Origin of the sequence: Aeromonas media, from assembly GCF_000819985.1 — a bacterium.
Classification (GTDB): domain Bacteria; phylum Pseudomonadota; class Gammaproteobacteria; order Enterobacterales; family Aeromonadaceae; genus Aeromonas; species Aeromonas media.
Genome location: NZ_CDBZ01000106.1, coordinates 21,846 through 31,108, shown reverse-complemented (window position 1 = coordinate 31,108; position 9,263 = coordinate 21,846). Strand labels below are relative to the sequence as shown.

Genomic DNA, 9,263 nt, shown 5'->3' with positions numbered 1-9,263 from the left:
CACTGATGCGTCAGCCCTGTTTATGCGAATGGCAATTGCCTGCTGTTAACCTATCGAAACCCGGACAACACCATCGCCTATCGAGGATATCTGCGTGACGACGCAACCAAGGCGATCTATGTCCTCAAGAGCGTTTTGGCCTCTCCCCCTTCCTCCTGTTTGCTCTCTGACACCGCATGGAATCCAACACCTGTTACCGATTCTTCACTCTTGACCGTCGATGCGCCCACGACAGCCCCGCCATCATCGTCATCAGGCACCTTGGCGAACGCAGTCTTTCAAGCGGATGCAGCTTTTACCAAGTTGAAATGGATTCACTTCACCCTAACGTCGGCAAATGTGACAACACAAAGCGGTGACTATTTAAGCCGTGATGTGGTGGCCGCAGTTACGTTGCGTAATTAAGGATAGAGCCATGAACAAGCAAAAAGGGATGGCAACGCTACTGACTTCCGTCATGCTCACGGTCCTCGTTACGCTGCTGGTTTTCTGGGGGGCAAGGGGGTCTATTATTGAACAGCAGTCCGCCAATAATAGTTATCTCACCCAGGTTGCATTCCAAAATGCGGAGCAAGGGCTGGCACTCTTTTATTCGAACATCAGCGCCTACCTGACAGCCAACCCATCCACCCAGTTTGATTCGGCGTTGTCGTCTGAGCAGGGCACCACCAATGGCGCTGCCAGCGGGAAATTTACCGTTGCATACCAAATTGCAGCAGATAACGTGACAGCGACCCTTACCAGTACCGGAAGCAGTATTGGAGGGACGACCCGCAAGGTCTCGCAGCGTATCACCTTTACGGCGGGAGGGGGGATCGGGCCCGCCGCGCTGGTCTCTCTTGGCAACATAAACTTGGGTGGTAGCACTACTGCATCAAGCGCGACCGCTGGAGGTACCATTACAGGTGATGTAGGCACTGGCGGTTCACAGTCAACAGCTACCCCAAACAGCAGTGAATTCAAAGTCCAATTGCTTGATCATACAGGGAATGTATTGCGGGACTCTGCTGGCAATGCAATAACTAGAGGCATGACCACGGATGAATATTTTATATATTACTTCGGGGGCTTTTGCCCTATTGCTAAGGCCGCTTACGCTACCGATATTACCAAAGCCGTGGACTGCAAACCTGAAGCTAAGGCGTCAATAGCTGCGAATCCGAAAGGATATATCTGTGCTAGCAATTGTGGTTCGAAGACAGAGGACGACAAGATCAAGACGGCTTATGATACAGGTAAACGTATCTTCTGGCTTACCAGCGGTGGAATTGATCATAAATATGATATGGGAACGGTGGTCGATCCAGTCTTGATTTTTGTCATGGGCATGGCCAGTGGATCAAACGGGGTAAAAATCAACGCCAACTCGACGATATTTGGGGTGTTCTATGTTGACGTAGCAGACACCAGGCTAAATATCGGCTGTAGTTGTAATGCCCAGGATTCAGTGACTGCAGTAACGACTTCGCCTCGTTACGTGGAGGTCGATGACACAAGCAAACCCATCTATGGTGACGATACGACCAAACCCATTTACACAGCCGTCTCAACGGGGGGGATCAAGTGTACGACTAACGGTGGATGTACTGATTCAAAAGGAAATACTATCCCCAAAAATGGTCGTTATACCGTGACTTACCAGCAAAAAATTACCGGCTATCAACAGATGACTGTGCAGCAGGGCACCTACACATCGGCTGCCATATGGGGCAGCATTATCTACGGTCTCAACTCAGGTCAGCCGGCTGCTTGTACTGTCGCAGCGTGTGCCGCTTCATCTAACAAGTGCACGCCACTCAACACGTTGCTGCCCACGACCGCTGTCGGAGATCAGTCGATCTGCTCCTACTCTGCGCCGGCTGTATCTGGTACGAGTGATGCTCCCGTGGAGGTTGAAGTGCTTGGTGATTGGAATGCGGGGGGTTCTGGTAATGCAACCTTCCAGGGATCTGTGATCTCGTCCGGCAATATCAACGTCACGGGTAATGCGACATATTTGCAAAATTCGACCGTGGTAACCAACCAGATCTTTGGGCAAGGGGGCGGGACAGGATTTACGCCGAAGCCACCAACACTGGCGGTAGCTCAGAATAGCTGGTCCGATATGTTGAACTAGGGAATGCCTATGAGACATCAAGCCGGGATTTCCCTCATCGAAGCAATGATCGCCATCGTCATACTTGGCTTTGGGATCCTTGCTACGACGAAAATGCAACTAAACATGTCGATTGCATCACAATTGTCCAGGCAGAGAGCCGAGGCAACCCTGATGGCAACGAATGAGCTCGAAAAAGCCCGTGCTAAGGGTTGTACCGCATTGTCTGAAACACAGTTAGCCGCCGCCGCACAGGCGAGTGCACAGTACAAGATGCAGATTGATTGTTCAGCTGGTATGACGGTGACCATTCGATGGAAAGATGTCCAGACAAAGGCTGGTGATACTGAAAACCAAGTCGTGTTGGTTTCCCAGTTCTGAACCCTATTGCGTTCACAGCCTGAACCTATCTTTTGGTCAACTTGTTGTGGACTCGGCTGCTAGTCACAGAGGCAAATGAGCTGTGAGCCGGCCGTTATTGATGCGGAACTGAGCGGCTATTTACTCATGCTGCATTTTTGTGTAGGCTGAGTCCCAATGATGGAGGACTGCACCCGAAAGGGTTCAGTCCTTTTTTAATTCCCCTTCCAAACCTCGGCCTTGCCGGGGTTTTTTCATTTCAGAGGCCCTGCGGGGTGGTGGGTATGAAGATGCCTGATAAAGACCTTGGCCTGTTGGCCTGGCTGCTGGCGTGGGCCGACACTCACTGGCCCGCACTGTATGGCTTCATTCTGTCCGTAGTTATCTCCTGGCTACGGGTGACTTACTCCGGCGGAGGTGTTCGACAGCGGCTGCTTGAGTCGCTGCTGTGTGGCGCCATTTCCCTCTCAGTGATGTCTGGGATGGAGCTGTTCGGGATTGCGGCCACCGCATCCGGGTTCGTCGGCGGTTCGATCGGGTTCCTCGGGGTCGAGAAGATCCGCGAGTTTGCCGGTCGTGTGCTGGATAGGAGGTTTGGCAATGGTCCGAGTTGAGCGCACATCACCGCACGGCATCAGTCTCATGCACTACTTCGAGACCTGCAAGTTGAGGGCCTACCCAGACCCTGGCAGTAAAAATGGGGAGCCGTGGACTATCGGGTGGGGGCACACAGGGCCAGAGGTGAAACCCGGGTTGGAGTGGACGCAGCAACAGGCTGACAGCGTGTTCGTTGATGACCTCCGCCGCTTTGAGCGTGATGTGTTGTCGCTGGTCAAGGTTCCACTGACTCAATGCCAGTTCGATGCGCTGGTGTCGTTCGCCTACAACGTTGGTTCTGACATCGATGCTGACACCATTCCGGAAGGGTTGGGGGATTCGACGCTGCTGCGCAAGCTGAACACCGGTGATTACGATGGTGCAGCCCGTGAGTTTCGGAAGTGGAACAAGAACGATGGCAAGGTGATGCGCGGGCTGACCCGCCGGCGTGTCGCAGAGGAATGTCTGTTCAGGGGCATGGATGCCGCTGCGGCCATCAAAAATGGGGTGGCTGCAGCATGAACCCCGTCAGGCAGTTCCTCGATGCGCATCCCGTGGCATGGTTCTTCGCTCGCCTGACCGCGGTAGCGCTGCTGGTGTGGTGGATTCATCACTCAGGCTACAGCTCCGGAGCTCATGACAAGGGGCTTGAGTGGTCAGAGAAATGGAACAAACAGGCGGCCGAACTGGCCACTGCACGAGCTGATGCGGTAACCGCTGCGCGAGAGGTTGAACAGCGTCGCCAAGCGGACATAGAGAAGGTGAGACAGGATGCAGAACAAGAGATTGCCCGGGCTGAGAGTGACGCTGCTGCTGCCAGTGCTGTTGCTGCTGGGTTGCACGAGCAAGCCCGCCGCTTGGCAGCACGAGCAAATCAGTGCGCCAGCCATACCGGCTCTGCCCAGCCAGGCGAAACAGCCAGACAGCCCGCCGTGGTGCTCGCCGACCTGCTCAGCCGGGCTGATGCGCGAGCGGGAGAGTTGGCAAGAGCGTATGACCGAGCTCGAGCATCCGGTCTGGCCTGCGAAAGAGCCTACCACTCCCTGATTTCCCAGCAGTAACCGAATCGCCGCACCGGGTCACTCTCCCATCTGGCGGGTCGTCCCGCGTTAATGTGTGCCGGTGCGGCACCAACCAGGTAGCAGCCATGCCTCCACGAGTTCCCAAGGTGTGCAGAGAGCGCACTTGCCATCAGTTGACCACCGAACGGCATGGCTACTGCCCAGCCCACATACATCTGCTCGATGGGTGGAAGAAGGTCGCCAAGGTCAGCGCCGATGATCGCGGCTATGACTGGGCGTGGCGCAAGCTCCGCAATCGGATGCTGGAGAGGGACAAGTACCTGTGCCAGGTGTGCCTTGCCTTGGGTATTGTGGCACCAGCGACTCAAGTCGATCACATCGCCAACAAAGCTGCGGGCGGCACCGATGACGAGTCCAATCTGCAGAGCATCTGTGACCATTGCCATGAGACCAAGACACGCGCAGAGGCGCTGGCAGCCCGCCGGGCAGGGCTAGCGAGGGGGTAGGGGGGATCAAATCCTCCCAGCTTTTCGACCTCACCACTGCTCCGCCTCGTGAAATTTTTATACCCGCGAAATTAAAAATTTAAATGGAGGGCGCGATGGGCGGTGCAGCTACCGTGCCCGGGCGCGGTAGGAAGCCCAAGCCGACGGCCTTGAAGCGCTTGGGGGGCAATGCCGGCAAGCGGGCGCTGAACAAAAACGAACCCACCTTTACCCCTTTGATCGGGGTCGCTTGCCCAGAGTGGCTGGCAGAAGACCAGTGGGCCCCCACGTTGTGGGACATGGTGATCAAAGAGCTGTGCGCCGCCGAGGTACTGTGCATCACCGATCTGCACAACCTAGAGGCATTCTGCGCCGCTTACTCCCGCTGGCGCAGAGCCGAGATCGAGATCACCAGGCACGGCCTGGTGGTTGAAGGGGCCACTGGTGGTCCAGTCAAGAATCCAGCCTGTACCGTCGCCAACGAATCACTCAAGCAAATGACCACATACGGGGCCCTGCTCGGGCTGGACCCTTCCAGCCGCTCGCGCCTGATCGGCGGCAACAAGAAGAAGGGAGGAGGCAACCCGTTCGCTGCTTTGTAGGGATGGACTATGGCCGCACGCAAAAGCTATCCCTATGTCAACGTGGCCAATGGCTACGCCCGCGATGTGGTGCGTGGCAACATCCCTGCCTGCCGCTACGTGATCCAGGCTTGCCAGCGTCATCTCGATGATCTGGCCAAAGAGAAGTCGGCCAAGTTCCGGTTTCGTTTTGACAAGGACAAAGCCGAGCGGGCCGCCAAGTTCATCCAGCTCATGCCCCACACCAAGGGGGAGTGGGCCCTCAAGCGTCAAACCTTGAACCTCGAGCCGTGGCAGCTTTTCATCATCTGCTGCGTATTCGGCTGGGTGCGCAAGGGTAGCGGTCTGCGTCGCTTTCGCGAGGTATACAACGAGATCCCCCGCAAGAACGGCAAGTCGGCGCTCTCTGCTCCGGTTGGCCTCTACTGCTTCGCGGCAGATAACGAATTCGGTGCCGAGGTCTACTCCGGCGCCACCACTGAGAAGCAGGCATGGGAGGTGTTTCGCCCCGCTCGGTTGATGGCCAAGCGTACCCCGGCGCTGCTCGACCATTACGGCATCGAGGTCAACGCCAGCAACCTGAACATCCCGGCTGACGGTGCCCGCTTCGAGCCGCTGATAGGCAACCCAGGTGACGGTCAATCACCTTCATGCGCCATCGTGGACGAATACCATGAGCATGACAGCGACGACCTCTACACCACAATGCTCACCGGTATGGGGGCCCGCCTCCAACCACTGATGTGGGCCATCACCACCTCTGGCTACAACATCGACGGCCCCTGCTATGACAAGCGGCGGGAAGTAATCGAGATGCTGGCCGGCACGGTGCCGGACGATGAGCTGTTCGGGATCATCTACACCATCGACGAAGGCGATGATTGGACAGACCCCAAGGTACTGGCGAAGGCCAACCCCAACATGGGGGTCTCTGTCTACGCCGAATATCTCCAGGCGCAGCAGGCCAAGGCGATCAAGTCGGCCCGTTTTGCCAACACCTTCAAAACCAAACACCTCAACGTCTGGGTCTCGGCCAAGACGGCGTTCTACAACATGCAGCGCTGGGCGGCCTGCGAGGACAAGAGCCTCACCCTGGAGCAGTTCGACGGTGACGAGTGCATCCTCGGTTTCGACCTGGCCCGCAAGCTCGACATGAACTCCATGGCGCGGCTGTTCTGGCGCGATATCGACGGCAAGCGCCACTACTACTCGGTCGCCCCCAGGTTCTGGGTGCCGGAAGATACCGTGTTCGATAACGATAACCGGCGTCTGGCGGAGCGATACCAGAAGTGGGTCAACCTGGGCGAGCTCAGCACCACCGATGGGGCAGAGATCGACTATCGCGAGATCTTGGAAGAGGCCAAAGAGGCCAACCTGGTTAACAAGGTGTTGGAGACGCCACTCGATCCGGCAGGGGCAATTACCCTGTCTCACTCGCTGGCAGATGAGGGGATGACCCCTATTACCATCACCCAGAACTACCAGAACATGTCCGGCGCCATGAAGGAGCTGGAGGCTGCAATCCAGGCCGGCCGTTTCCACCACGATGGCAACAGCCTGATGACCTGGTGTATCGGCAATGTGATCGGCAAGAACCTACCCGGTAACGACGATATGGTGCGCCCGATCAAGGAGAGCGCTGATCAGAAGATAGACGGCGCGGTTGCGCTGATGATGGCTATTGGTCGGGCCATGGTGCCAGAACGGGACGATGACCGCTCCATCTACGAGACCTCGGACGTTTTATGTTGACACAACTTTCAATTTTTATCGTGGGCCTGCTTGGCGCTGCGGCGCTGGCCTATGGCGCCAGCCTCTACGCCCAGCCGCTTGGCTGGATAGTGGGCGGCCTGCTTTGCCTGATTTGGTCATTAATGATGAGTCGAGCAGTGGCTGCCGCAGAGTTCGCCAAACGCCACAAGGGGGATAGCTAATGTTCCTGCCAATGATGTTCGGCAGCGGGCGCAAGGGCGGCAACTTCAGTCAGTGGATCAGCAGCATGGCCGGTAAGACTACCAAGGCCGGGGTGCTGGTGACGCCGGAGACTGCCCTGGCACAAGGGGTAGTGCGTGCCTGTGTCACCCTGCTAGCGGAGTCGGTAGCCCAGCTCCCCTGTGAGCTCTACCGTCGTGACGATGACAAGCGGCTTCGTGCCACCGAACATCCACTGTACGACCTGATCCACAACCAGCCGAACCAGAGAGACACTGCGTTCGAGTACAACGAACAACGCATGGGCCATCTGGGCCTGCGGGGCAACAGTTACAGCCTGATCGACCGGGATGGGCGGGGCTTCATCACCGAACTCATTCCCATCAACCCGGACAAGGTAGTGGTGCTCAAGGGGCCGGATGGGTTGCCCTATTACCAGTTGCTGGACGGCAGCAACCAGATCTTGCCGATGCGGATGGTGCACCACGTCAAGGGGTTCAGTCTTGACGGCTACCTGGGGCTGTCACCGATCCAGACCAACCCGGACACCATCGGGCTCGCCATGGCGGTGGATGAACATGCGGGAAGGGTGTTTGCCAACGGCACCACCCTTTCCGGGGTGATCGAAAGGCCAGCGACCGCCAAGGCGATCGAATCGCAAGAGAAACTCGACGCCATTCTCAACAAGTTTGTCGATCGGCACTCAGGGCTGCGCAACGCCTTTTCGGTAGCCATGCTGCAGGAGGGCATGCAGTACAAGCAGCTCGCCATGAACAACGAGCAGGCGCAGCTGCTGGAGTCCCGCAAGTATGGCGCCAACGAGATCTGCCGCCTCTACAAGGTGCCGCCGCACATGATCGGCGAACTGGAGCGGGCTACCAACAACAACATCGAGCACCAGGGGCTGCAGTTTGTCATCTACACCCTGCTGGCTTGGGTCAAGCGGATCGAAGGCGCCATGATGCGAGACCTGTTGTTGCCAGCGGAACGCAAGAACCTCTACATCGAGTACAACGTATCCGGGTTGCTACGGGCAGATCAGAAGTCCCGCTACGAGGCCTATGCCCTCGGTCGCCAGTGGGGCTGGATGAGTGTCAACGATATCCGCCGGCTGGAGAACCTGCCGCCAGTCGCAGGCGGAGATATCTACCTGACTCCGCTCAACATGGTGAGCACGGGCTCTCTTCCGCCCGGCATCACCAAAGCCAGCGCCGAACAACTCAACGAGATCGAGGCCATCCTATGCCGAAGCTGATCAATTACCCCCATCTGGCCAGCATGGCATTTGGCCAGCCCCTCTATGCCACCCAGGATGTTCTGGCTGGGGTGAAGAGCCTGTTACTGCCACGTATGCTGGGCAACCAGCGAGACATCATGGCTGCCGACGAGTTGCCGGACGGGTTCGAGCCTGCTCCGCTGGAGGCCAAGGGTGAATTCAAGAACCGCATCGGCGGTCTGGCGGTGATCCCTGTGCACGGCATCCTGATGGCGCGGCGTGGCCACATCGATGCCACCTGCACCGAGCTGACCAGCTACGAGTGGGTGAGGATGCAGATCGCCACCGCGCTGGCCGACGAACGGGTCAAGGAGATCGTGCTCGACATCAACTCCGGCGGCGGTATGGCGGTGGGCTGCAAGGAGCTGGCGGAGTACATCTATTCCAAGCGCAGCGTCAAACCGATCACCGCCCTGGTCAATTTCGCCGCCTACTCGGCCGCCTACTTCATCGCTGCCGCTTGCACCAGGGTGGTGGTAAGCGAGACCGGCGGCTGCGGCTCGGTAGGTGTCATCATGGAGCACATGGAAGTGAGCAAGTGGGAGCAGGAGGTGGGCCTCACCTTCACCACCTTCTACCGCGGCGAGCGCAAGAAGGATGGCACCCCGCACGAGCCCCTCTCCGAGGGGGCGATGGCCGCCATCGACCACCGGATGGATCAGGCCTACGAGTTGTTCGTGAGCTCCGTCGCCCGCTATCGCGACCTGACCATCGAGCAGGTGAAGGCCACCGAGGCAGCCCTCTTCAGTGGCAGTGAAGCCGTGACCAATGGCCTGGCCGACGAGTTGGCAAATCCCCAGGACTACCTCAACGTCCTCGCCGCCAGTGTGACCAACCAGGGCAAGCCCCAGCAGACCGTCGGCCTGCGGGCCAAAGCCATCGAATTGCAAAGCCAGCTTTAAAAATGAACAACGA

The 9,263-nt window shown here is 57.7% G+C and carries 11 protein-coding genes; all 11 read left to right on the top strand.

Annotation, left to right across the window (positions count from 1 at the left end):
• Positions 1 to 415: 415 nt before the first annotated feature.
• The 11 genes from BN1127_RS09505 (at position 416) to BN1127_RS09455 (ending at position 9,250) form a co-directional block, all read left to right on the top strand.
• Positions 416 to 2,116, top strand: coding sequence for a pilus assembly PilX family protein (locus BN1127_RS09505; RefSeq protein ID WP_042649260.1), 1,701 nt, complete (start codon positions 416 to 418; stop codon positions 2,114 to 2,116).
• A 9-nt stretch (positions 2,117 to 2,125) separates the two neighbouring features.
• On the top strand, positions 2,126 to 2,476 hold the full coding sequence (locus BN1127_RS09500; protein ID WP_042649259.1) for a type IV pilus modification PilV family protein: 351 nt from the start codon (positions 2,126 to 2,128) through the stop codon (positions 2,474 to 2,476).
• 263 nt (positions 2,477 to 2,739) lie between these two features.
• Positions 2,740 to 3,069 carry a phage holin, lambda family gene (locus tag BN1127_RS09495; RefSeq protein ID WP_231557464.1) on the top strand — a complete coding sequence of 110 codons (330 nt, stop codon included), beginning with the start codon at positions 2,740 to 2,742 and terminating at the stop codon, positions 3,067 to 3,069.
• The gene (locus BN1127_RS09490; protein ID WP_042649258.1) at positions 3,056 to 3,574 is read left to right on the top strand and encodes a lysozyme; all 519 of its coding nucleotides are present in this window, start codon (positions 3,056 to 3,058) and stop codon (positions 3,572 to 3,574) included. The genes BN1127_RS09495 and BN1127_RS09490 overlap by 14 nt, the downstream gene beginning before the upstream one ends.
• Positions 3,571 to 4,113, top strand: coding sequence for a DUF2514 domain-containing protein (locus tag BN1127_RS09485; protein ID WP_052833534.1), 543 nt, complete (start codon positions 3,571 to 3,573; stop codon positions 4,111 to 4,113). The genes BN1127_RS09490 and BN1127_RS09485 overlap by 4 nt, the downstream gene beginning before the upstream one ends.
• An 86-nt stretch (positions 4,114 to 4,199) precedes the next feature.
• Positions 4,200 to 4,580 (top strand): HNH endonuclease, encoded by a 381-nt coding sequence (locus BN1127_RS23080; RefSeq protein ID WP_042649257.1) that lies wholly within the window; start codon positions 4,200 to 4,202, stop codon positions 4,578 to 4,580.
• Positions 4,581 to 4,675: 95 nt separating this feature from the next.
• On the top strand, positions 4,676 to 5,161 hold the full coding sequence (locus tag BN1127_RS09475; protein WP_033130570.1) for a phage terminase small subunit P27 family: 486 nt from the start codon (positions 4,676 to 4,678) through the stop codon (positions 5,159 to 5,161).
• Between the two features lie 9 nt (positions 5,162 to 5,170).
• Entirely contained in the window at positions 5,171 to 6,892 is a 1,722-nt protein-coding gene (locus tag BN1127_RS09470; protein WP_042649256.1) for a terminase large subunit, read from the top strand.
• Positions 6,886 to 7,074: a hypothetical protein gene (locus BN1127_RS09465; protein WP_042649255.1), complete on the top strand. Its 189-nt coding sequence runs from the start codon at positions 6,886 to 6,888 to the stop codon at positions 7,072 to 7,074. The genes BN1127_RS09470 and BN1127_RS09465 overlap by 7 nt, the downstream gene beginning before the upstream one ends.
• Positions 7,074 to 8,327: a phage portal protein gene (locus BN1127_RS09460; protein WP_042649254.1), complete on the top strand. Its 1,254-nt coding sequence runs from the start codon at positions 7,074 to 7,076 to the stop codon at positions 8,325 to 8,327. The genes BN1127_RS09465 and BN1127_RS09460 overlap by 1 nt, the downstream gene beginning before the upstream one ends.
• On the top strand, positions 8,315 to 9,250 hold the full coding sequence (locus BN1127_RS09455; protein WP_042649253.1) for a S49 family peptidase: 936 nt from the start codon (positions 8,315 to 8,317) through the stop codon (positions 9,248 to 9,250). Before BN1127_RS09460 ends, BN1127_RS09455 begins: the two co-directional genes overlap by 13 nt.
• Positions 9,251 to 9,263: the final 13 nt, after the last annotated feature.

Excerpts from the sequence above, each read along its gene's own strand:
- BN1127_RS09455 (WP_042649253.1), top strand. The coding sequence starts at position 8,315 with ATGCCGAAGCTGATCAATTACCCCCATCTGGCCAGCATGGCATTTGGC.
- BN1127_RS09470 (WP_042649256.1), top strand. The coding sequence starts at position 5,171 with ATGGCCGCACGCAAAAGCTATCCCTATGTCAACGTGGCCAATGGCTAC.
- BN1127_RS09490 (WP_042649258.1), top strand. The coding sequence starts at position 3,056 with ATGGTCCGAGTTGAGCGCACATCACCGCACGGCATCAGTCTCATGCAC.
- BN1127_RS09485 (WP_052833534.1), top strand. The coding sequence starts at position 3,571 with ATGAACCCCGTCAGGCAGTTCCTCGATGCGCATCCCGTGGCATGGTTC.
- BN1127_RS09500 (WP_042649259.1), top strand. The coding sequence starts at position 2,126 with ATGAGACATCAAGCCGGGATTTCCCTCATCGAAGCAATGATCGCCATC.
- BN1127_RS09505 (WP_042649260.1), top strand. The coding sequence starts at position 416 with ATGAACAAGCAAAAAGGGATGGCAACGCTACTGACTTCCGTCATGCTC.
- BN1127_RS09460 (WP_042649254.1), top strand. The coding sequence starts at position 7,074 with ATGTTCCTGCCAATGATGTTCGGCAGCGGGCGCAAGGGCGGCAACTTC.
- BN1127_RS09475 (WP_033130570.1), top strand. The coding sequence starts at position 4,676 with ATGGGCGGTGCAGCTACCGTGCCCGGGCGCGGTAGGAAGCCCAAGCCG.
- BN1127_RS09495 (WP_231557464.1), top strand. The coding sequence starts at position 2,740 with ATGAAGATGCCTGATAAAGACCTTGGCCTGTTGGCCTGGCTGCTGGCG.
- BN1127_RS23080 (WP_042649257.1), top strand. The coding sequence starts at position 4,200 with ATGCCTCCACGAGTTCCCAAGGTGTGCAGAGAGCGCACTTGCCATCAG.
- BN1127_RS09465 (WP_042649255.1), top strand. The coding sequence starts at position 6,886 with ATGTTGACACAACTTTCAATTTTTATCGTGGGCCTGCTTGGCGCTGCG.